This window comes from Streptomyces sp. NPDC053673 (assembly GCF_055585225.1).
In genome coordinates, this window is the sequence record NZ_JBVJKN010000016.1 from 140,894 (window position 1) to 162,805 (window position 21,912).

Below are 21,912 nucleotides of genomic sequence, written 5' to 3' on the forward strand. Positions count from 1 at the left end.
GTCAAGGAGCGTCGTCCGGTGCGTGCCATCGCAAGGCGGCCGGAAGTCCTTGTAGCGGAGCTACCAGGGCTTTTGGCCAACGCAGCGAGGGTGCGTGCCGGGCGGCGCGACAGGGCAAAGCTTGCCGGGAGGGGCACTAGGAGACCATCAACGCGGTCACCGGCGCCTACGCCATGCTGACCGCTCGTCCTGGGCCATCCGGTCACGCACACCGACCGGTCGGGCGTCTTCGGCAAGCCGACGGGATCGACCGAGATGATGATCGCGGGATCGGCACCATCGCGGCCGGCGGCATCGGCTGGGGTCTGCTCTTTACCAAGGTCGACTGGTTCGCGGGCCCGCCGGCTTCGTCCCGGGTCGGCGTGAACGGCCTGGGCCGGGCGGCGACGATCGTCGCCGCGGCGGCGCTGTATGCCGCGCTGCCGCAGTCGAAGGCCACGGCGCCCACCACCGAGCCCGCGGAAGAGCACGAGCCCGCGACCGTTTCCATCTGACGCCACGTCAGCTATCGTCCCCCTCCGCTACCGGCACCCGACGGAGGGGGACGGCTCGTCATGGCCTTCACAGTCGTACGGTTCAACCTCGTCGACCCCGCGGCGACCCCCGAGTCCCTGGCGGCCCGCTACCGGGCCGCCCTCGAGATGGCGGCGTACACCGACGACCGCGGCGTCGACACGGTCCAGACTGAGGAGCACCACGGCGCCGCGAACAACTGGCTGCCGTCCCCCTTCGCCTTCGCGGGCGCGGTGTTCGGTGCGACCCGCCGGATCGCGGTCACCGTCTCCGCGGTCATCGGCCCGCTGCACGATCCCCTGCGGCTCGCCGAGGACATCGCCGTACTCGATCTGCTGAGCAAGGGACGGCTGGTCACGGTCGCCGGCATCGGCTACCGGCCCGAGGAGTACGCCGCGCACGGCGTCGACTGGAAGCGGCGCGGCGCGCTCCAGGACGAGCTGCTGGACACCCTGCTCGCGGCCTGGACCGGCGAGGAGTTCACCCATCAGGGGCGTACGGTCCGGGTCACCCCGCGTCCGTACACCCAGCCGCATCCGATGCTGCTGGTCGGCGGCTCCTCGAAACCGGCGGCTCGTCGCGCCGCCCGGCTCGGTCTGCCGTTCTTCCCGAGCGCGCATCTGCCCGAACTGGAGGCGTACTACCACCAGCTGCGCGAGGAGTACGGGACGGACGGCTTCTGCATGATGCCGGCGGCGACGACACCCCTGCTGCACATCGCGGAGGACCCGGACCGGACCTGGGCGCAGTACGGCGAGCACTTCCTGCACGAGGCGCGGACGTACGCCTCCTGGCAGTCCAGGGACATCCGTTCGGCTGTGAAATCGGCGGCGACGACCGTGGCGGAGCTCCGGGCGGAGGGGGTGTACCGGGTGGTGACACCGGACGAGTGCCTGTCCCTGGGCGCCGACAGTCTCGTACTGCATCCGCTGTGCGGCGGGATGCCGGTCGACGAGGGCTGGCGCAGCGTCCATCTCTTCTGCGAACAGGTACTGCCCCGGCTCAAGGACTGAGCCGGGGCAGTTCCGGGTGCGAGGAGAGGGGCAGCGGGGATTAGCCCATCTCCTCCAACGCCTTGCCCTTCGTCTCCGGCACCCACTTGAGGATGAACGGAATCGAGAGCACGGCGAAGCATGTGTAGATGACGTAGGCGCCCGACAGGTTCCAGTCCGAGAGGGACGGGAAGGTCACGGTGATCAGCCAGTTGGCGATCCACTGGGCCGAGGCGGCGACACCCAGCGCGGCGGCGCGGATCTTGCCGGGGAACATCTCGCCGAGCAGCACCCACACCACGACGCCCCAGGACAGGGCGAAGAACAGCACGAAGAAGTTGGCGGCGAAGAGGGCGACCGTGCCCTGAAGGCTGGGCAGCGAGACCACCCCTCCGGTCTCGGTCTTGTACGAGAACGCCCAGGCGGCCAGACCCAGCGAGATCGCCATGCCGGCGGAGCCGATGAGCGCGAGCGGCTTGCGGCCGATCCGGTCGACGAGGAGCATCGCGATCACCGTGCCGACGATGTTCACGATGGACGTCTCGAAGGAGTAGAGGAACGAGCTCTCGGGGTTGATGCCGACCGACTGCCACAGCGAGGAGCTGTAGTAGAAGATCACGTTGATGCCGACCAGCTGCTGGAAGACGGAGAGGCCGATGCCGATCCAGACGATCGGCAGGAAGAGGAACTTGCCACCCAGCAGGTCCTTGAACGAGGGCTTCTGCTCGTGCCGCATGTTCTGTTCGATCTCGGCGACCCGGGTGTCCAGGTTCACCTGCTTGCCCTCGACGTCGCGGAGCACCTTGCGGGCCTGGTCGACTCGGCCGACGGAGATCAGATAGCGCGGCGACTCGGGGATGACGAAGGAGAGCAGTCCGTAGATCAGGGCCGGGACGACCATGACGCCGAGCATCCACTGCCAGGCCTCGAAGCCACCGATCTTGCCGCGCTGGTCACCGCCCGCGAGGCTGAGGATGCCGAAATTGACCAGCTGCGAGACGGCGATTCCGGTGACGATGGCGGCCTGCTGGAAGGAGGCGAGTCGGCCGCGGTACACGGGCGGGGAGACCTCGGCGATGTAGGCCGGGGCGATGACCGAGGCCATACCGATGGCGATGCCACCGATGACCCGCCACATGGCGAGGTCCCAGAGGGCGAACGGCATCGCGGAACCGAGCGCGCTCGCGATGAACAGCACGGCGGCGATCTGCATGACGCGGATCCGGCCGATGCGGTCGGCGATCCGGCCGGCGGTCGCGGCGCCGATGGCGCAGCCGATCAGCGCGGCAGCGATGACCTGGGCCAGGGCCTCGGAGCTGACCGCGAAGCGGTCCCGGATCGCCACGACAGCACCGTTGATCACCGCGCTGTCGTAGCCGAACAGGAAGCCGCCCATCGCGGCCGCCGCCGCGATGAAGATGACGTGGCTGAGGTGTTCCGGCCGGGCCTTACGGCCTTCGGGCGACACCTGCTCTGTGCTGGTCACGTGTACTCCTGGGGCCGCCCGGCAGCGACGCCGGGCGTGGGGGGCGAGCCCTTCCAGTGGCGCACAACATGCCGCCGCCCACCACTTGAAGGTAAAAGCAACGTTGCAGAGACTATTCCTTCAAGTTTCGAAGTCAAGACGCGGACTATGATGCGCATGCAACGATGACGTCAGAGTGTTGTGTACAACCTTTGAAGATCCAGCTGGAAGCTGAGCCGTGCGTTCCCGTCGGCTGCGGCCGGCCGCTCCGGGATCCGGGCTCCGGGCTCCGGGCTCCGGGCTCCGGGCTCCGGGCTCCGGGCTCCGGGCTCCGGGCTCCGGGCTCCGGGCTCCGGGCTCCGGGTCAGCGAAGACGCTGGCTGATGACCTTGGACACACCATCGCCCTGCATGGACACGCCGTACAGCGCGTCCGCGACCTCCATGGTCCGCTTCTGGTGCGTGATCACGATCAGCTGGGAGCTCTCCTGGAGCTCCTGCATGATCCGGATCAGCCGCTGGAGGTTGGTGTCGTCGAGCGCCGCCTCGACCTCGTCCATGACATAGAACGGGCTCGGCCGGGCCTTGAAGATCGAGACCAGCATCGCCACGGCGGTCAGCGAACGCTCGCCGCCGGACAGCAGCGAAAGCCGCTTGACCTTCTTGCCGGGCGGGCGGGCCTCGACGTCCACACCCGTGGTGAGCATGTTGTCGGGGTCAGTCAGAATGAGCCGGCCCTCGCCGCCGGGGAAGAGCCGCGAGAAGACACCCTCGAACTCGCGCGCGGTGTCCCGGTACGCCTCCGTGAACACCTGCTCGACGCGCTCGTCGACCTCCTTGACGACCTGAAGGAGGTCGGCACGGGTCTTCTTCAGGTCTTCGAGCTGCTCGGAGAGGAACTTGTGCCGTTCCTCCAGCGCCGCGAACTCCTCGAGGGCGAGCGGATTCACCTTTCCGAGCTGCTGATACGCCCGTTCGGCGGATTTGAGCCGCTTCTCCTGCTCGGCGCGGACGAACGGCCGCGGCTGGTTGCGCGGATGCTCCGGGTCCTCCGGGAGGTCCTCGCCCTCGGCGGGCGGCGACGGCGGTACGAGCTGGTCCGGGCCGTACTCGGAGACCAGGCCCGCGGGCTCGACGCCCAGTTCCTCCAGGGCCTTCGTCTCCAACTGCTCGATGCGCAGCCGCTTCTCGGCGCCGAGGACCTCGCCGCGGTGGACGGAGTCGGTGAGCTTGTCGAGCTCGCTCTTGAGGTCCCGGCCCTCGCCGCGGGCCGACGTCAGCTCGCGTTCCCGCTCGGCCTTCGCGGCCTCTGCGGCGGCACGTTCCTGCTCGGCCCTGACGACGGACACCTCGACGTGCGCGAGGAGCTGGCGTGCGCCACTGGCCACCGCTTCCGCGACGGCCGCCTCGTGGCGCAGCCGGGCACGGCGCTGCTCGGCGCGTGCCCGTGCCTCACGCTCGGCGCGCGCGCCGCGGTCGAGGGAGTCGGCACGCCCCGCGAGCCCCTTCACACGCTCCTCGTGCGTACGGACCTGGAGGCGGGCCTCCATCTCGGTCTGGCGGGCGTTGGCACCGTCGGCCGCGAGCCGGTCCCTCGCGGAGGTGTCCGGCTCCTCCTCCCCGTCCCCGAAAGGGGTGCTCTCCTCGGCGACCGCGAGCCGTTCGGCCAGCTCCTCAGCCTCGTACAGCGCTTTCTCCAGCGCCTCCTGGGCCCGGGCGGCAGCCGCGGCCGTCCGCTCGGCCTCCCCCGCGGCCCCGCGCGCCTGCCCGGCGAGCCGCCCCAACTGCTGGGCGACACCGGCCTTCTCCTTCTCGGCCGCCCGCCGTCGCTCCCCCAGCTCCTCGACGAGACCGGCGCACGCGGTGCGCCGCTCTGCAGCCTCGTGCTGGTGTACGGCCAGTTCCTCGCACCGCACGGCCAGCTCGGCCAGCTCGGCGGCCGCCTCGTCGACCGCTGCCTGCACCTCCAGCAGGCTGGGCGCCCCCGCGGACCCGCCGTGCGCGAAGTGCACCCCCAGTACATCCCCTTCCGCGGTGACGGCGGTCAGTCCGGGCCGCGCCTGGACCAGGTCCTCGGCGTCCTCCAGGGTCCCGACGACCACCATGTCCCGTACGAGCCGTTCCACCGCGGGCATCAGCTCCGCGGGCCCTCGGACCAGGTCGACGACCCGGGCGGACTCCGTCACGACGGGACCGGTCGCCTGGCCGGGCACCACTACGGATGCCGAGCCCGGTTCGGTCTTCTGCCCCACGGGGGCGGACGACGCAGCACCGGCAGTCCCGGCCTCAGGGCCCGCGCCCTGCGCCGGCACGGACAGGAGCAGGGACGCGCGGCCCGCGTCCTGCTTGCGCAGGAGGCGGATCGCTTCCGCGGCGGTGGCGGGATCGCGTACCACGACGGCGTCCGCGGCCGCGCCGAGAGCGGCCGCGACGGGGATCTCGTAGCCCGGGGTGACCGTGAGGAGTTCGGCGGCGGGGCCGAGGAGGCCGGAGAGCGTGTCCCTGGCCGAGAGCAGCGCGCCCGTGCCGTCCTTGCGGCGCAGGCCCTGGGCGAGGGCCTCGTGGCGGGCGGCCAGGGCAGCGCGTTTGCGTTCCGCGGCGGTGGCCGCCTCACGTGCGGCGGACAACGCCGCCTCCGCCTCGGCCAGTTCCTGCTTGGCGGCATCGTGCCGGCCGGCCAACGCGGAGTCGTCCGCGTCCAGCCCGTCGACCTCGGCCTTGAGCTGCTCGTACTCCTCCTGGGCCGCGACCGCGCGATCCTGCGCCTCGTCGCGGGCCGCGGCCAGCCGACCGATCTCCGCCTGAGCCGACGCCGCACGCGAACGGGCCGCGTTCACCTGTCCGTTCAGCCTGGCGAGCCCCTCCCTGCGGTCGGCGATCGCCCGTGCGAGGTCCTTCAGCCGGCGCTCCTCGACCGCCAGCTCGCGCTCCAGTTCGGCGCGATGCGCGACGGTGTCCTCCAGCGCGCGCTCGGCCGCCTCCAGCGCGGCCTCCAGCTCCGCCTCCTGCTCGCGGATCCGGGCGGCCTCGCGCTCCATGTCCTCGGGGTCGCGGCCGCGCCGCTCCTCCGCCGGCGCGGACGTCGCGCTCTTCACCCGGGCCTCGGCCAGCGAGACCGTGCCGCGCACCCGCTCGGCCAGCTGGGACAGTTCGTACCAGGTCTGCTGCGCCCGCTGCAGCCGCGGCGCCAGCCGGCGTACCTCGTCCTCCAGCTCCGCCTCGCGCGTCTGGGCCGCCCGCAGCTCCGCCTCGGCTGCCTCCTTGCGCTGCTTCAGCGCGGCCTCGTCGGCGACCTCGGACCTGAGAGCCTCGCGCATCCGTACGAGATCGTCGGCGAGCAGCCGCAGCCTGGCGTCGCGCAGATCGGCCTGGATGACGGCGGCCCGCCGCGCCACCGCGGCCTGTCGTCCCAGCGGCTTGAGCTGACGCCGGAGCTCATCGGTCAGGTCCTGGACTCGCGCGAGATTGGCCTGCATCGCGTCCAGCTTCCGCAGCGCCTTCTCTTTCCGTTTGCGGTGCTTGAGAACGCCCGCGGCCTCCTCGATGAACGCCCGGCGCCCCATGGGGTCCGCGTGCAGGACCGAGTCGAGTTGCCCCTGCCCGACGATGACGTGCATCTCGCGCCCGATACCCGAGTCGGAGAGCAGTTCCTGAATGTCCAGCAGCCGGCATGTGTCGCCGTTGATCTGGTATTCGCTGCCACCGTTGCGGAACATGATCCGCGTGATGGTGACCTCGGCGTATTCGATCGGCAGCGCCCCGTCGGAGTTGTCGATCGTGAGGGACACCTCGGCGCGGCCGAGCGGCGGCCGCCCGGTCGTGCCCGCGAAGATGACGTCCTCCATCTTGCCGCCGCGCAGGGATTTCGCCCCTTGTTCACCCATGACCCAGGACAGCGCGTCCACGACATTGGACTTGCCGGAGCCGTTCGGTCCCACGACGCAGGTGATTCCGGGCTCGAAACGCAGCGTCGTGGCGGAGGCGAAGGATTTGAACCCGCGGAGGGTCAGGGCCTTGAGGTGCACGCCGCCGGACTCTACCCTTCGCTTTCGGTTTCACCCATGAATATGCAGGGCACATCAGACGGTAACGGAAGCCCTACAGCCAGGAAACAAAGAAAGAAGGGACGCCGAAGCGTCCCTTGCATGCATACCTGCCTTGCGAGAGTGTTTCTCACCTGACCCCACGGGGGGCTGTGATCAGGTGAGTGCCGGCTCGCCCTTGGGTACGTCGATGTCGATGCCTTGGAGCAGCGACTCGCCATGGTGCTGTGCGGCGGCAGCGCTCAGCGCGTCGTTCTCGGACTGGATCCGTACGAGCTCGGATTCCAGATCCTGGACGCGCTGCTGAAGCCGTCGCATCTCGGCGAGGAGTCGCGGGTCGGAACCGCCGACGTAACCGAGAAGCGCCTTTGCCATGATGGATGGTCCTCCACACTGAGTGACCGACCGATGCGGTGTGGGTCGTGAGGGATTCGCACCCGCGGTGCTCGGCAGCGCTTGTTCTCACTGCGGTTCGTACTGCCAAACAGCTAAGGTGCGCGGGGCTTCCAGCGTCTCACCAAAAAGTTTGACGGTCAACACGATCACACCCCGTATCCACGGGCACCCTGGGGCGCGCGGCCGAAAACCCACGGCGGCGGCTCTCCAATGGGGCCCTGGGGGCGTGGAGATCATCCTTACTGCGGCAGCCTGGCACGGCAGGACCGTTATTGGCAACCACCAGGCCATTCCCACCGAACATGCGTGCTCGCGGCAGTCATCTGAACACATCGCGTGGCCGCCGATCCGGGCTCGATCAGCGGATCGCGAATCCCTCGTAGCCCCCGCGCGGATCGCCCCAGATCTCGGTGACGCCGTCGACACTGCCGGGCGTGTCGGAAGAGCGGAGCCAGTCGAGCAGACGGTGGCAATTCTCACGTGGCCCCTCGGCCACAATCTGCACCCGGCCGTCGTCGAGATTGAGGGCGAAGCCGTTGAGGCAGCCGATCTCCAAAGCGTTTGCCCTGGTGAACCAGCGGAAGCCCACTCCCTGTACTCGGCCGCGCACCCAGGCGGTGAGCCGTGCATGTTCATTCATGCACGCAAGCTAACGGGCCAATTCCTTTCGCATCACATCGCCCTCACTTGTTCTCGCGTACAGTCGCCACCCAATGAGCCTCACTCGTTCGGGTGAGATCACATGCTGTCGAGTTTGACGTCGAGGAAGAAAGGACGAGCGGATGGGACGCCACCGCCGGAAGAAGCGGGCCGCAGTGCCCGTACGCACCGGACTGCTCGGAGCCTCCGCTGCCATGGCGGTGGGCGCCGTGGCCGTGGCATCCGGTCTGCTGCCGGGCGGCGACACCTTCACCCTGGGAGGCGAGAGCGCCAGCGACCGGCAGGTGCACGCCGAGCGCGCAGGCCAGCTGAACGCCCAGGGCGGCGCCTCCGCCACCCCGTCCGACCGTCCTTCCGCCACGGTGAGCCGTGCCCCCGAGCGCGCGGCGGCCCCCTCGAAGGGCGCCTCCTCGACGTCCGGCAAGGCGTCCGCGACGCCGTCCAAGAAGACGCCGCGGCCGAAGGAGACCGAGGCGAAGAAGCCGGTGGCCCGTGAGACGAAGGCGCCGGAGAAGCAGACCAGGACCCCGGAGCGCGAGGCTTCGCAGGCCCCTGCCAAGCCGTCCCGCATCAAGGCGCCGACCGGCGAGGCCGCGGTGGAGGCCCAGGTACTGGACCTCGTCAACGAGGAGCGCGCGAAGGTGGGCTGCAGCCCGGTGCGCGCGGACGCCTCACTCGGTGCGCTCGCCGGCGCCTTCAGCGAGGACATGGCGGGGCGCGGCTTCTTCGACCACACCGACCCGGACGGGGACACGCCGTGGGACCGGGCCGCGCAGGCCGGTGTCAGCGGGCTGGGTGCCGAGAACATCGCCCGTGGGCAGGCCGACGCCCGGACGGTCATGAACTCCTGGATGAACAGCGACGGCCACCGCGCGAACATACTCAACTGCGAGTACAGGACCCTCGGCGTGGGCGTGTCCTTCGCCGAGGGCGGCCCGTGGTGGACGCAGGACTTCGGCTTCTGAGCCGGAGACCGTCCGGCGGCCGGGCCTGCGGGCTGACGGGGCTCGCGGGCTGACGGGCTGACTCAAGGGAAGCGCAACCCTGCGGTAAGCGCTGCGGCGTAGGGTGTGCCGCATGGACCACGACATCGCCTTCGACGTGTTCTCGCGGAAGTGCGAGTCGCGCGGCACGCTGGAGCATGTGACCGGCCGTTGGGGCGCCCTGACGCTCGGCGCCCTGCACGACGGGAGCTTCCGCTTCAACGAGCTCCGGCGGCGCGTCGACGGCGTGAGCGAGAAGATGCTCTCGCAGACGCTGCACGCGCTGGAGCGGGACGGGCTCGTCCTGCGCGAGGCGCAGCACACCAATCCGCCGCGGGTCGACTACGAACTGACGCCGCTGGGGCGCGAGGTGGCCCAGCGGCTGCTCGCTCTGATCCAGCTGGTGGAGGGGCGGATGCCCGACGTACTGGCGGCGCGTGAGCGTTACGACGGGACGCGCGGCAACGAACGGGCCGGGCGCGGCGGGCGCTGACAGCGCGGGCAGAAGTAGCTGGACCGGTTCATCCAGGGGCGCCGGCGCATCGGTGTGCCGCAGCGGCGGCACGGCTCGTCCTCGCGCCCGTACGCGTCCAGTGACCTGTCGAAGTACCCGGACTCGCCGTTCACATTGACATAGAGGCTGTCGAAGCTGGTGCCGCCGACGGCGAGGGCGGCGTTCATGACGTCCCGTACATGGCCGAGCAGCTCGGCGGCGCGCGGACGGGTCAGGCTCGCGGTCGGCCGGTCGTAGTGCAGCTTGGCGCGCCACAGGGCCTCGTCGGCGTAGATGTTGCCGACGCCGCTGATCAGGGACTGGTCGAGCAGCGCGCGCTTGACCGTCGTACGCCGCAGGCGCAGGGCGGTCTGGAAGGCGGCGTCGTCGAACCGGGAGTCGAGCGGGTCCCGGGCGATGTGCGCGATGGCGTCCGGCAGGCCGTCGGGGGTGGTGTCGTGCAGCGAAAGCCCGCCGAAGGTGCGCTGGTCGACGAAGCGGAGCTCGGTGCCCAGGTCGTCGGTGAAGCGGATCCGTATGCGCAGATGCTTCTCGTCCGAGGCGGCCTCCGGCTGGACCAGCAGCTGACCGCTCATCCCCAGGTGTCCGAGCACGGCGGCGCCACTGTCCTCCAGGGGCAGCCAGAGGTACTTGCCGCGGCGCCGGGCGGCCCCGATCCGCTGCCCCTTGAGTCGCGCCGCGAAGTCCTCGCCCCCGCCGAGGTGCCGGCGCACGGCACGCGGGTGCAGCACCTCCACCTCGGCGACGGTCCGCCCGGCGACCCAGGTTTCGAGCCCACGCCGTACGACTTCGACCTCGGGCAGCTCGGGCACGGGTCTCCTCCGGAACTGTACGAATCAACGCCCGCAGCGTACCGCCCCCGAACCGGGCGCTGCCCAGCCCCCGTACGCCCTACGGGCAAGCCGCGAAGTGTGCCCGGTACCACCGGCGGGCCGGTCTGTCCGTCCTCGAACGCCGGGACGGGCTCTTCCGGCGCCCGTCCCGGGAGTGCACCGCAAAACAAAGGGCCCCCGGCGCGCAGAACGCGGCGGGGGCCCGGAAGCGGGACGGCGTCAGGACGCAGTCTGGGGCGAAGGGGTGTCGGCGGCCCCTTCGGTGTCCTGCTGCTCCGCGGCGGCCTTGTCCGCCGCGGCGCGCTCGTCCGCGGCGGCGCGGATCGCGCGCCACGCGGACTCCGCCGCCTGCTGCTCCGCTTCCTTCTTGCTGCGGCCGGTGCCGGTGCCGTACGAGACACCACCGACGCGGGCGGCAGCAGTGAAGGTCTTCTCGTGGTCCGGACCGGTCTCGGTGACCAGGTACTCGGGCACACCAAGGCCCTCGGCCGCGGTCAGCTCCTGGAGGCTGGTTTTCCAGTCCAGGCCGGCGCCGAGGTTCGAGGACTTCTCGATCAGCGGGTCGAAGAGCCGGTGAACCAGCTCGGACGCCGCGTCGAGGCCCTGGTCGAGATAGACCGCGCCGATCACCGCTTCAAGGGTGTCGGCGAGGATGGATGCCTTGTCCCGGCCGCCCGTGCCCTCTTCACCGCGGCCGAGCCGGATGAAGGAGCCCAGGTCGAGGCCGCGCCCGACCTCCGCAAGTGCACGCGAGTTGACCACCGCGGCCCGCAGCTTGGCCAGCTGGCCTTCGGGCAGATCGGGGTGGGTGCGGTAGAGCGTGTCCGTGACCACCAGACCGAGTACCGAGTCCCCGAGGAACTCGAGCCGCTCGTTGGTGGGCAGGCCGCCGTTCTCGTACGCGTACGACCGATGGGTCAGCGCACGCACCAGAAGGGCGGACTCGAGCTGATACCCGAGCCGCCCTTCCAGAAGCGTGTGGGACGAGGCCGAACTGATGCTGTCGGACATCGTGCCTCTCACCAGCCGCTCAGACCTCGAGGACCTGGCGCTTGTTGTAGGTGCCGCAGCTCGGGCACGCGATGTGCTGCTGCTTCGGCTCCTGGCAACGCTCACACGAAACCAGGGTGGGGACCGCAGCCTTCCACTGCGACCGGCGGTGGCGCGTGTTGCTGCGCGACATCTTCCGCTTCGGAACAGCCACGGCTACTTCTCCTGCTTCTCGTCGACGCCCGCTTCGGCGCCGCTCATGTTGTCCTTCTCATCGGTTCCGAGTGAACCGGCGAGTCCCTGCAGTGCCGCCCAACGGATGTCGACGGCGTCGTGGTGGTGGTCCGGGTTGTCGTTCAGCCCGATCCCGCAGTCGGGACACAGGCCGGCACAGTCCTCCCGGCACACCGGCTGCATGGGCAGTGCGAGCACCACCGCATCACGCAGCACGGGCTCGAGGTCGAACATGCCGTCCTCGAGGGGAATCATGTCCTCGTCCTCGGCGTCGACTGAGTCTTCGGGGGCCGCCTTCTTGCTGCGGCCCCGATCGTCGGCGTCAGGGTACGAGAACATCTCCTGGAAGTCCGCCGCGACCTCATGGCGCAGCGGCTCCAGACACCTTACGCACTCCCCCTCGGCCACAGCACGGGCGGTGCCTGTGACAAGCACCCCTTCCATGACGGACTCGAGGCGGAGCTCAAGCTCCACGGGCGCGCCCTCGGGCACACCGATGACCCCTTCGATACCGAAGACCGCCGGCGCGCCGGGCGCCGCGACCGAGCGGGAGATCCGCTGGAGCGCACCGGGCCGCCGGCCCAGCTCGTGTGTGTCGAACACGAGAGGGTTGCGGTGGTCGAGGCGGGCGTTCAGCGTTCTTCCTGCTTTCGGATCGTCCGGGAGGCCGCGATATCAGCGCAGCACCAACTCCACGCACGCGCGACCGAAGAGCCAGGATACTGGACCGTTCGCTCCAGGCCCAATCCGGTCAGCGTCCCTGCTCGTAGCGCCGCAGCTGTTCCAGGTCGATCATGCTCGTGTCGAAGAAGCTGGTCTCGTCGAGCGCGGCGGCCTGCGGCTGATGCTGGTGAGGCTGGTGAGGCTGGTGGGCCTGCTGATGCTGCTCATGCTGCTCATGCTGCTGTCCCCCATAGCCTCCGGCATGGGAGGTACCCCCAGCGTACGGGTCCTGCTGGCCGTAGCCCTGGGCGTACCCCTGGTCATAGCCCTGCTGCTGTCCCCCATAGCCTCCGGCATGGGAGGTGCCCCCGGCGTACGGGTCCTGCTGGTACGCGTACACGTCCTGGGGCTGGGCCTGGGACTGGTAGGCATACGGGTCGGCCTGGGCCGGGTACTGGTCGGGGGCCTGGGCGGCGACCTGGGGCTGCTGGATCTGAGGCTGCTGCTGGACCCGCGGCTCCGGGTCGGCGAGTTCCGCGAGCCCGGCGAGGTAGTCCGCGTCGGTCGTCGTGTGCTGCATCCCGGCCGCGTCCTGGGCGGCGACGTGCGCTCCGAGATCGTCGGTGGCGATACGGCCGTGCAGCTTCTGCCGGCCGCGACCCACGGCCTCCAGGGTCTTGGAGAGCACGGCCTCGAAGGCGCCCAGCTTGGCGTCGACGTACTCGTCGGCGCGCTGGATCAGTGTCTGCGGGTCCGTGCTGTACTCCGGGGCGTCCTCATCGGCGTAACCCTGCTCATCGAGACCCGGGCCACGGCCGAGCAGCTTCTCCCGGCCGCGGTCGACGGAGCCGATGGTCTTGTTGAGGACGACCTCGAAGTTGGCGAGCTTGGAGTCGACGTAGTCGTCGGCCTCCGCCTTGATCTCCTCGGCCTCCCGGCGGGCCTCGGCGAGGATGCGGTCGGCCTCGTCCTGGGACTGCCGGGCGATGTGGGTGTCGGAGATCAGCGAGCCGCGCTCGGAGTGGGCGGCCTCGATGATGCGCTCGGCCTCCTGGCGGGCCTGTTCGACCATCTGCTCCCGGTCGCCGATCAGCTCCTGTGCCTGGGCGAGCGAACCGGGCAGGGCATGCCGTACTTCCTCGAGCATGGCGAGCAGCTCGGACCGGTTGACGACGCAGGACGCCGACATGGGCATGGACCGGGCGTTCCCGACCGCGTCGACGATTTCGTCGAGCTTCTTCTGCACGTCCACCGTGTGCTCGCCACTCTCTTCAGTCACTACAGCCGATTTGGAGACGGACGGGACGACTTTACGGCCAGTCGGCTCCCTCCCCCTACGCCCAGGGGGAATTTGGGGACGCCCGGAATCCAGGGGCGTGGGGGTCCCGGACACCGGGTGACGGTCTGTCAGGAAGTCACTTCGGGGGGAGGCGGTCCGTCAGGGCCGCGAGTACCACCGGGGGCACCAGGTGGGAGACGTCCCCGCCCCATGCCGCGACCTCCTTGACCAGGGAGGACGACAGGAAGCTGTAGGTCGGGCTGGTCGGCACGAACAGCGTCTCCACGCCCGACAGCCCGTTGTTCATCTGGGCCATCTGCAGCTCGTAGTCGAAGTCGCTGACGGCGCGCAGACCCTTGACGATGGCGGGGATGTCCCGCTCCTTGCAGTAGTCGACGAGCAGGCCGTGGTAGGCCTCCACCTCGACGTTGCCGTACTCGGCGGTGACCTCGCGGATCAGCTCGATCCGCTCGTCGACGGTGAACAGTCCCTGCTTGGCCTGATTGATCATCACCACGACGTGTACGACGTCGTACAGCTTGGAGGCGCGGGCGATGATGTCGAGGTGTCCATTGGTGATGGGGTCGAACGACCCCGGACAGACGGCGCGGCGCAACTGAAGTCCCTCGCTCTCCGGTCCGGTCATGGTGCGATTTCGCACGTAGAGGCGGCGCGACCGTACCAAAGCGTCCCTTCGCCGTAGCGACGGGCCCGCAGTGGCTCGATCCCCTCGGGCCAGGCGAATTCACCGCCTCTGGTGCTGCGCTCCACGGTGACCACGGCGTCGTCCGCGAGCCAGCCTCCCGAGCGGAGTGTGAGGAGAATCTCGCGAAGATCGTCGTCCGTGACGGCGTAGGGCGGGTCGAGGAACACCACGTCGTACGGGGCCGCCGGCGGCGGTCCTTGGACGATCTGCTCGGCCCGGCCGGTGCGGACCTCGGCGCCGGGCAGGGCGAGCGTCCTCACGTTCTCCCGGACCGTGCGGGCGGCGCGGTTGTCGGCCTCGACGAGCAGGGCGTGCGACGCACCGCGCGACAGCGCCTCCAGGCCGACGGCGCCCGAGCCCGCGTACAGGTCGGCGACCCGGGTGCCCTGCAGCGTGCCGAGCAGCGACTCCCAGGTGGAGAACAAGCCCTCGCGCGCCCGGTCGGAGGTGGGGCGGGTGCCGTTGCCCGGCGGCACGGCCAGGCGACGTCCGCCGGCCGCACCGGCGATCACGCGGGTCATCTGAGTCCTTCACGAAGACGTTCGTCCGGTCCGGTTCGATCCGGACCGGTCACCTCCACGATATGGGCTGTCGGCAGCGGGGGCGTCAGCCCTTGTCCAGGTACTGCTCGCGATCCTTGTCCAGCAGCGCGTCCAGCGCCGTGCGCAGCTCCGGCAGACGCTCCAGCTCCGGGTCCGCGCCGACGACGGACACCGCCTCTTCCCGGGCCGCCGCGATGACCTCCTCGTCCTCGATGACGGCGAGGACGCGCAGCGACGAGCGGACGCCGGACTGGGCCTGGCCGAGCACATCGCCCTCACGGCGCTGTTCGAGGTCGATCCGGGACAGCTCGAAGCCGTCCAGCGTGGCGGCGACGGCGCCGAGCCGGGCCCGGGCGGGGCTCGCCTCCGGCATCTCGCTGACCAGCAGGCACAGCCCGGGAGCCGAGCCGCGGCCGACACGGCCGCGCAGCTGGTGCAGCTGGGAGACGCCGAACCGGTCGGCGTCCATGATCACCATCGCCGTCGCGTTCGGCACGTTCACCCCCACCTCGATGACCGTGGTGGCGACCAGCACGTCCACCTCGCCCGCGGCGAAGCGGCGCATCACATCGTCCTTGTCGTCGGGCGCCATACGGCCGTGCAGCACCTCGACCCGCAGCCCCTTCAGCGGGCCTGCCGCGAGCTGCTCGGCGACCTCCAGGACGGCCAGCGGCGGCCGCTTCTCGGCTTCGTCCTCCGGCGACTTCTTCTTCTGCTCGCCCGCCTCGTCGAGGGAGTCGCCGATGCGCGGGCATACGACGTACGCCTGATGACCGCCCTCGACCTCCTCGCGGACCCGCTCCCACGCCCGCGCCAGGAAGTGCGGCTTGTCCGCGGCCGGAACCACATGGGTGGCGATGGGCGAGCGCCCCGCGGGCAGCTGGTCCAGTACGGAGGTCTCGAGGTCGCCGAAGACCGTCATCGCGACCGTACGCGGAATGGGCGTGGCGGTCATGACCAGCAGATGCGGCGGTTGCTTGCCCTTGCCGCGCAGGGCGTCGCGCTGCTCCACGCCGAAGCGGTGCTGCTCGTCGACGACGACCAGTCCGAGGTCGTGGAACTGCACCTTGTCCTCGATCAGCGCGTGCGTGCCGATGACGATCCCGGCCTCGCCGGTGACCAGGTCGAGCAGCGCCTGCCGACGGGCGGCGGCGCCCATGGAGCCGGTGAGCAGCACGACCTTCGTCGCCTGCTCCGCGCCGCCGAGCATGCCGCCCTCGGCGAGGTCGCCCATCATCTCCACGATCGAGCGGTGATGCTGCTGGGCGAGGACCTCGGTGGGGGCGAGCATCGCGGCCTGGCCGCCCGCGTCGACGACGGAGAGCATGGCGCGCAGCGCGACCATGGTCTTCCCGCTGCCGACTTCGCCCTGGAGCAGGCGGTGCATGGGGTGTTCGGTCGCCAGGTCGCCGAAGATCTCCGCGGACACCTTCTGCTGGCCGTCGGTGAGCGTGAACGGCAGCCGGGCGTCGAAGGCGTCGAGCATGCCGTCGGGAACGGGCCTGCGGGCGACCGCGGGAAGCTGCGCGTCCGCGTATCGCCGCCGGGCCAGGGCGACTTGGAGGACGAAGGCCTCGTCCCACTTGAGGCGCTGCCGGGCGTCCTCGATGTCGGCCTTGGTCTGCGGGCGGTGGATCTTGAGCAACGCCTCGGGGAGCGCGACGAATCCACGGCCCTCACGGAGCCCGGACGGCAGCGGGTCGAGCGCTTCCCTCGCGTGCGGAAGGACCGCGTCGACGGCCTTGGCGATCTTCCAGGACTCCAGGCCCTTGCAGGCCGGATAGATCGGGATGAGCTTGCCCGCGAAGGCGCTCACCGCGCCCTCGCCGCTGTCCGCGTCCAGCCGCTCGTACGTGGGATGGGCGAGCTGCAGCTTCCGGTTGAACATGGACACCTTGCCGGCGAACATGGCGCGGCTGCCGGGCAGCAGGTCCTTGTGCGGCTTGTGGATGCCCCGGCCGAAGAAGACCAGCTGCAGCCGTCCGCTGCCGTCGGTGATGGTGACCTCCAGCCGCTGCCCGCGCCCGGCGTTGAACTTGAGCACGCGCGCGTCCGCGACCTGGGCGACGACCGTGACGTGCTCGTCCAGCGGCAGATCCGCGAGCCGGGTGAGCTGGCCCCGCTCCTCGTACCGACGCGGGTAGTGGTGGAGCAGATCACCGACGGTGTGCAGGTCGAGGTTCTCGGCCATGACCTTCGCGGTCGCGGGACCGAGGGTCCTCTTCAGTGGTTCATCGAGCGCGGACACGCGATCCATTGCACACCACGACAGTGACAATCGTCGCGGACCCCTGCATACGCGCAGGTCAAAGCCGTGCCCCGGCTTCGAGGACGGGGGCTGAGCGGGTGTCGGCGGACACGCACCCCGGTGCACCGGTCGTACGTCCCGCTTGCCTCCACGGAGAAGCGGCGGGGCGGGACGGAGCGACGCCTCCGGCTCGCCGGACACTCCGAACGGGCCGTGCGGCAGGGCGAGTTCGGCCCCGCGGCGGCTGCCCCGTATTGCCGGTGTCGCCGGTGCGGCAGGTGCAGCCCGTGCGACGGCGGCCCGTGACGTCCCGGCTCGGGGTGCCGGAACTACTCCACGCCGATCAGTAGCGGAGCGCCCTCGCCGCCGTGGTAGATCAAGGTGTCCACCGCCAGGTATCCCTCCCTGACGTGGGCCTCAAGGCGGTCCGCCAACTCCGGCGGGGCGTCGTTCGGGAGGACCAGCGTGACCAGTTCGCCGCCGGCCGAGAGCATGCGGTCCAGGACCGTCTCCGCCGTGCTCGCGAGATCCGCGCCGATCACGGCGACGTCGCCCTCGATCAGCCCCAGCACGTCCCCGGCCTGGCACACGCCCGCCGATGTGAAGGACTGCCGCTCGGCGACGGTGAGTTCGCCGTAGCGCGTCGCCCCGGCCGCCGAGGTCATCGCGACGACGTCCTCGTCGAAGCGGCGCTCGGGTTCGTGGACGGCGAGCGCGGCGATGCCCTGGACCGCGGAGCGGGTCGGGATGAGGGCGACCCGCACGCCCTCCGTGCGGGCCTGCTCCGCGGCCGCGGCCGCCGTGTGCCGCAGGTCGGCGTCGTTCGGGAGGAGGACCACCTCGCGGGCGTGGGCCCGCCGGATCGCCTCGACGAGCTCGCCGCTCACGGGGGGCTCTCCGGGCCGCGCGAGCACCGTCGTCGCGCCGGCCTCCGCGCACAGCCCCGCCAGCCCCTCGCCCGGGACCACCGCGACAACGGCCCGCTGGACCCGTTCGCGCGGCTCGGGGTGCTCGGCCGCGCCGAAGTGGGTGATCCGGATCCGGTACGGCCGTCCCGCCTCGACGCCGGCCTCCACCGCCGCGCCCGCGTCGTCGACATGCACGTGGACGTTCCACAGACCGTCGCCGCCGACGACGACGAGCGAGTCGCCGAGCCCGTCGAGCCTCGTCCGCAGCCTCGCCACCGCGGCGTCGTCCGCCTCCAGCAGATAGATCACCTCGAAGGCGGGCCCGCCGTCATCGCACGGCTCACCGGCGGCCACCACGGCCGGGTGGGCCCGTACGGAAGGCCGTGCCGCCGGCGCGTCCCCCGTCACCGCCTGGACCAGCGCGCCCAGCACCGCCAGCAGCCCTTGGCCGCCCGCGTCCACGACACCGGCGCGCCCGAGCACCTCCAGCTGGCCGGGGGTGTCCGCCAGCGCCTTGCAGGCGCGTGCGTACGCGGCCGCCACAGCGGTCGCGTCGTCGTCGGAGACCGCGGCGTCCGCCGCTGCCGAGGCCACGCTCAGGATCGTGCCCTCGACCGGATGCGCGACCGCCTCGCGTGCGGCTTCCGCAGCCCGTCGAAGCGCCTGCGCCACCCCTCCGCGGGCCGACCCGTCCCACTCACCCAGGACCTCGGCCATGCCCCGCAGCAGCTGCGCCAGGATGGTCCCCGAGTTGCCGCGCGCACCGATCAGCGCCCCGTGCGCCATGGCCCTCATCGCGTCGGCCGGCACTGGGGCCGCGGAGCCGGTCTCGTACGCCGCGAACACCGCTTCCACGGCCTGCGCCGCGGATTCGACCGTCAGGTAGAGGTTGGTGCCGGTGTCTCCGTCCGCGACCGGATACACGTTGATCGCGTCGATCTCCTCGCGCTCCCGGCCCAGCGCCTCCAGCGCGAGTGAGCACCAGGTGCGTACCGTGACGGCATCGAGGGTCTGCGGCACCTATGTCCTCCTTCGGTGTCCCCCGCACCCCCAGGGCATAGGGGGAGGCTGGGCGTCACCGCAGGGTAGACCCGGGGCCGGCCGGGAGCCGGGGCGGGGGCGGAGGAAGCCATGGTAGTTTCGTTCTACGGACGCAGCCGTTGTATGCTGCTCCGGTTGCCCGATGAAAGTCGGGCCATTCCCCCGGCAGGCCACTTCAGATCACTGATTCCGGCACGCCGGATTTCACTGTAAGTGCATCTGAAGTCTTTGGAGTGACCCGTGGCTGCCAACTGCGACGTCTGCGGCAAGGGGCCGGGCTTCGGCAACAACATTTCGCACTCGCACCGCCGTACGTCCCGTCGCTGGAACCCGAACATCCAGCGCGTGCGTGCCGTGGTCGGTCGGACGCCGAAGCGGCTCAACGTCTGCACCTCGTGCATCAAGGCCGGCAAGGTCTCGCGCTAAGTGATGCTCCCCGCGTTCGTGCGGGGATGATCCCGCCGACGTTTCGTCGTAGCGCAGCCCCTGCGGTTGCCTTGAAAGCCGGTCCACCTCGGTGGACCGGCTTTTCGCTTTCCAGGGACCGTTCTGCGGCCGGTTCTACGGCCCGTTCTGCGGAGTTCTGCGGACCGTTCCACGGGCGGGGGCCGGTCCGCGTCCACGGGCCGGCCCGTCCACCCAGGGCCTGTCAGGCCTGGCGGAATCGCCAGCCGTGATCGACCGGACCGATCCCGCCGCCCAGCGCGAAGCCCGCGGCGATCGCGCCCGTGACGTACTCCTTCGCGTCCCGGGCGGCCTCGGGGACGGATCGCCCCTTCGCCAGCCCCGCCGCCACCGCCGATGCGAGTGTGCAGCCCGTGCCGTGCGTGTGCCGGTTGTCGTGCCGCGGGGCGCGCAGCCAGTGCTCCTCGGTGCCGTCCGTGAGCAGGTCCACGGCGTCGCCTTCGAGATGGCCGCCCTTGATCAGCGCCCAGCGCGGCCCGTACGCGAGCACCGCGTCAGCCGCTCGCCGCAGATCGGTCTCGGTCTCCACCCGTACGCCGGTGAGCTGGGCGACCTCGTCCAGGTTCGGGGTCGCCACGGTCGCGGCCGGCAGCAGCTTCGTACGTACGGAATCCAGCGCGGACGCCGCCAGCAGGGCGTCCCCGTGCTTGGAGACACCGACCGGATCGACGACGACCTGCGCATCGGTCCCGGCCAGCAGCTCGGCGACCGTCTCGACGAGCTCGGCCGACGCCAGCATTCCGGTCTTCACGGCCTGGACGCCGATGTCGTCGACGACACTGCGGTACTGGGCGCGTACCGCCTCGACCGGGAGTTCCCAGGCGCCCTGCACACCGAGCGAGTTCTGCGCGGTGACGGCCGTGAGCACACTCATTCCGTGCACGCCGAGGGCGAGCATGGTCTTCAGGTCGGCCTGGATGCCGGCGCCGCCGCCGGAGTCGGACCCGGCGACGGTCAGCACGCGCGGCGGCGCCGCGCGGGTCATGATCCTTCCCCGAAGTGGTCCCAGCCGCCCTTGTTCGTCCAGGGCGCCCCGTCCACGGTCACCTGCGGCAGGGCCGACGGGTTGAGCACCTCGCCGATCACCTTCCAGCGGGCGGGCAGTTTCACGTCCGCCGGGAAGGTCGCGACGATCGCGTGGTCCTCGCCGCCGCTGAGCACCCACTGGAGCGGGTCGACGCCCACGGCCTGGCCGATGTCGTTCATCTGCGAGGGGATGTCGATGAGTCCGGATCGCAGGTCGATCCGGACCTTGCTGGCTTCGGCGATATGGCCGAGGTCGGCGACGAGCCCGTCGCTGACGTCGGTCATCGCGGTGGCGCCGAGTCCGGCGGCGGCCGGTCCCGCGTGGTACGGCGGTTCGGGGCGCCGGTGGGCCTCGACGAAGGCGCGGGGCGAGCGGAAGCCGCGTGAGAGGACCGCGTGCCCGGCTGCGGACCAGCCCAACCAGCCGGTGTAGGCGACGACATCGCCGGGCTGGGCGCCGGCCCGGGTCACCGGGTCGTGGTTGCGCAGATCGCCGAGCGCGGTGATCGCCACGGTGATGGTGTCGCCGCGTACGACATCGCCGCCGACCACGGCCGCGCCCGCGACCTGGCATTCGTCGCGGATGCCGTCCATCAGCTCGGTGGCCCAGGTGACCGGGAGGTCGGCGGGGACGACGAGACCGAGCAGCAGCGCGGTCGGTACGGCGCCCATGGCCGCGATGTCGGCGAGGTTCTGCGCGGCCGCCTTGCGGCCCACGTCGTACGCGGTCGACCAGTCGCGGCGGAAGTGCCGTCCCTCCAGAAGGAGGTCGGTGCTGGCCACGACCCTGCGGTCGGGCGCCGCCACGACCGCGGCGTCGTCGCCGGGTCCGAGCCGTACCGCGGGGGTGGAGGTCAGCCGGGAGGTGAGCTCCTTGATGAGTCCGAACTCCCCCAGCTCGCCCACAGTGCCCTTCATCACGTCATGCCCTTCGTCGCCGCGGTGCCGCCGGACGCTCCGGCCGCCCACCTGTTCTTCGTGCGGTAGCGAGCCGTCACCGCTGTAGGTACCGTCGAGTAGGCCCTGTGGCCCGTCAACTTCTGTGCCTTGTACGCCACGCTGCGAGCGCATCGGGGCGCGCAGGTCTCCCCGCGGCCCGCGGCGACGCGATACCGTGGCGTCTCTTCTCCCCACATGATCCTCGTGGCCGCCCTGGAGGTTCCGTGGTACAGGCGTACATCCTTATTCAGACCGAGGTGGGCAAGGCGTCGATGGTCGCCGACACCATCTCCAAGATCCCGGGGGTGATTCAGGCCGAGGACGTCACAGGTCCTTACGACGTGATCGTGCGCGCGCAGGCCGATACGGTCGATGAGCTGGGTCGCATGGTGGTCGCCAAGGTCCAGCAAGTGGACGGCATCACGCGAACGCTGACCTGCCCGGTCGTGCACCTGTAGCCCCCGTCTACGCTT

At 70.7% G+C, this 21,912-nt stretch carries 21 protein-coding genes; 6 read left to right on the plus strand and 15 right to left on the minus strand.

The features are described 5' to 3' along the window. Positions 1–173 precede the first annotated feature (173 nt). Positions 174–494 carry a hypothetical protein gene (locus ACZ6ZQ_RS23080; protein WP_469770388.1) on the plus strand — a complete coding sequence of 107 codons (321 nt, stop codon included), beginning with the start codon at positions 174–176 and terminating at the stop codon, positions 492–494. 60 nt (positions 495–554) lie between these two features. Beyond that, complete coding sequence (locus ACZ6ZQ_RS23085; RefSeq protein WP_469770389.1) at positions 555–1,526, plus strand: LLM class flavin-dependent oxidoreductase; 972 nt, start codon at positions 555–557, stop codon at positions 1,524–1,526. A gap of 40 nt (positions 1,527–1,566) precedes the next feature. On the opposite strand, the gene ACZ6ZQ_RS23090 is transcribed toward ACZ6ZQ_RS23085, so the two are convergent. The 4 genes from ACZ6ZQ_RS23090 to ACZ6ZQ_RS23105 all read right to left on the minus strand — a co-directional run bounded on the left by ACZ6ZQ_RS23090 (position 1,567) and on the right by ACZ6ZQ_RS23105 (position 8,048). After that, positions 1,567–2,991, minus strand: coding sequence for a sugar porter family MFS transporter (locus ACZ6ZQ_RS23090; RefSeq protein ID WP_469770390.1), 1,425 nt, complete (start codon positions 2,989–2,991; stop codon positions 1,567–1,569). 343 nt (positions 2,992–3,334) lie between these two features. Beyond that, positions 3,335–6,994, minus strand: a complete 3,660-nt coding sequence (gene smc / locus ACZ6ZQ_RS23095) for a chromosome segregation protein SMC (protein WP_469770391.1) — start codon at positions 6,992–6,994, stop codon at positions 3,335–3,337. A gap of 174 nt (positions 6,995–7,168) precedes the next feature. Further along, positions 7,169–7,387 carry a hypothetical protein gene (locus tag ACZ6ZQ_RS23100; protein WP_453665914.1) on the minus strand — a complete coding sequence of 73 codons (219 nt, stop codon included), beginning with the start codon at positions 7,385–7,387 and terminating at the stop codon, positions 7,169–7,171. Between the two features lie 379 nt (positions 7,388–7,766). Further along, positions 7,767–8,048, minus strand: a complete 282-nt coding sequence (locus tag ACZ6ZQ_RS23105) for an acylphosphatase (protein WP_453665913.1) — start codon at positions 8,046–8,048, stop codon at positions 7,767–7,769. Between the two features lie 142 nt (positions 8,049–8,190). On the opposite strand from ACZ6ZQ_RS23105, the gene ACZ6ZQ_RS23110 reads away from it, so the two are divergent. Both ACZ6ZQ_RS23110 and ACZ6ZQ_RS23115 read left to right on the plus strand, forming a co-directional pair. Next, on the plus strand, positions 8,191–9,033 hold the full coding sequence (locus tag ACZ6ZQ_RS23110; RefSeq protein ID WP_469770392.1) for a CAP domain-containing protein: 843 nt from the start codon (positions 8,191–8,193) through the stop codon (positions 9,031–9,033). 112 nt (positions 9,034–9,145) lie between these two features. Then, a complete protein-coding gene (locus ACZ6ZQ_RS23115) occupies positions 9,146–9,544 on the plus strand; it encodes a winged helix-turn-helix transcriptional regulator (protein ID WP_469770393.1) in 399 nt (132 codons plus the stop codon). Here ACZ6ZQ_RS23115 and mutM read toward each other — a convergent pair. The 9 genes from mutM to ACZ6ZQ_RS23160 all read right to left on the minus strand — a co-directional run bounded on the left by mutM (position 9,496) and on the right by ACZ6ZQ_RS23160 (position 18,988). After that, positions 9,496–10,377 carry a bifunctional DNA-formamidopyrimidine glycosylase/DNA-(apurinic or apyrimidinic site) lyase gene (gene mutM, locus ACZ6ZQ_RS23120; RefSeq protein WP_469770394.1) on the minus strand — a complete coding sequence of 294 codons (882 nt, stop codon included), beginning with the start codon at positions 10,375–10,377 and terminating at the stop codon, positions 9,496–9,498. The genes ACZ6ZQ_RS23115 and mutM overlap by 49 nt on opposite strands. Before the next feature lie 240 nt (positions 10,378–10,617). Next, entirely contained in the window at positions 10,618–11,409 is a 792-nt protein-coding gene (rnc, locus tag ACZ6ZQ_RS23125) for a ribonuclease III (RefSeq protein ID WP_469770395.1), read from the minus strand. Positions 11,410–11,428: 19 nt separating this feature from the next. After that, positions 11,429–11,602 carry a 50S ribosomal protein L32 gene (rpmF, locus tag ACZ6ZQ_RS23130; RefSeq protein ID WP_026165248.1) on the minus strand — a complete coding sequence of 58 codons (174 nt, stop codon included), beginning with the start codon at positions 11,600–11,602 and terminating at the stop codon, positions 11,429–11,431. 2 nt (positions 11,603–11,604) lie between these two features. Next, positions 11,605–12,225: a YceD family protein gene (locus tag ACZ6ZQ_RS23135; RefSeq protein WP_469770396.1), complete on the minus strand. Its 621-nt coding sequence runs from the start codon at positions 12,223–12,225 to the stop codon at positions 11,605–11,607. Between the two features lie 148 nt (positions 12,226–12,373). Next, on the minus strand, positions 12,374–13,537 hold the full coding sequence (locus ACZ6ZQ_RS23140) for an ATP synthase F0 subunit B (protein WP_469770426.1): 1,164 nt from the start codon (positions 13,535–13,537) through the stop codon (positions 12,374–12,376). Positions 13,538–13,700: 163 nt separating this feature from the next. Continuing rightward, a complete protein-coding gene (gene coaD / locus ACZ6ZQ_RS23145) occupies positions 13,701–14,210 on the minus strand; it encodes a pantetheine-phosphate adenylyltransferase (protein ID WP_469770397.1) in 510 nt (169 codons plus the stop codon). Next, a complete protein-coding gene (gene rsmD, locus ACZ6ZQ_RS23150; RefSeq protein WP_469770398.1) occupies positions 14,207–14,791 on the minus strand; it encodes a 16S rRNA (guanine(966)-N(2))-methyltransferase RsmD in 585 nt (194 codons plus the stop codon). Before rsmD ends, coaD begins: the two co-directional genes overlap by 4 nt. Before the next feature lie 85 nt (positions 14,792–14,876). Beyond that, positions 14,877–17,069 (minus strand): ATP-dependent DNA helicase RecG, encoded by a 2,193-nt coding sequence (gene recG, locus ACZ6ZQ_RS23155; RefSeq protein ID WP_469770399.1) that lies wholly within the window; start codon positions 17,067–17,069, stop codon positions 14,877–14,879. Between the two features lie 320 nt (positions 17,070–17,389). Then, positions 17,390–18,988 (minus strand): DAK2 domain-containing protein, encoded by a 1,599-nt coding sequence (locus ACZ6ZQ_RS23160; RefSeq protein WP_469770400.1) that lies wholly within the window; start codon positions 18,986–18,988, stop codon positions 17,390–17,392. 261 nt (positions 18,989–19,249) lie between these two features. Between ACZ6ZQ_RS23160 and rpmB the strand changes: the two genes are divergently transcribed. Then, positions 19,250–19,435, plus strand: a complete 186-nt coding sequence (gene rpmB / locus ACZ6ZQ_RS23165; protein ID WP_003957616.1) for a 50S ribosomal protein L28 — start codon at positions 19,250–19,252, stop codon at positions 19,433–19,435. A 223-nt stretch (positions 19,436–19,658) separates the two neighbouring features. Here the strand turns inward: rpmB and thiD are convergent, their stop codons facing one another. Continuing rightward, a complete protein-coding gene (gene thiD, locus ACZ6ZQ_RS23170; protein WP_469770401.1) occupies positions 19,659–20,459 on the minus strand; it encodes a bifunctional hydroxymethylpyrimidine kinase/phosphomethylpyrimidine kinase in 801 nt (266 codons plus the stop codon). Continuing rightward, positions 20,456–21,418, minus strand: a complete 963-nt coding sequence (locus tag ACZ6ZQ_RS23175) for a thiamine-phosphate kinase (RefSeq protein WP_453663561.1) — start codon at positions 21,416–21,418, stop codon at positions 20,456–20,458. Before ACZ6ZQ_RS23175 ends, thiD begins: the two co-directional genes overlap by 4 nt. 245 nt (positions 21,419–21,663) lie before the next feature. On the opposite strand from ACZ6ZQ_RS23175, the gene ACZ6ZQ_RS23180 reads away from it, so the two are divergent. Next, complete coding sequence (locus ACZ6ZQ_RS23180; protein ID WP_469770402.1) at positions 21,664–21,897, plus strand: Lrp/AsnC family transcriptional regulator; 234 nt, start codon at positions 21,664–21,666, stop codon at positions 21,895–21,897. Positions 21,898–21,912 lie beyond the last annotated feature (15 nt).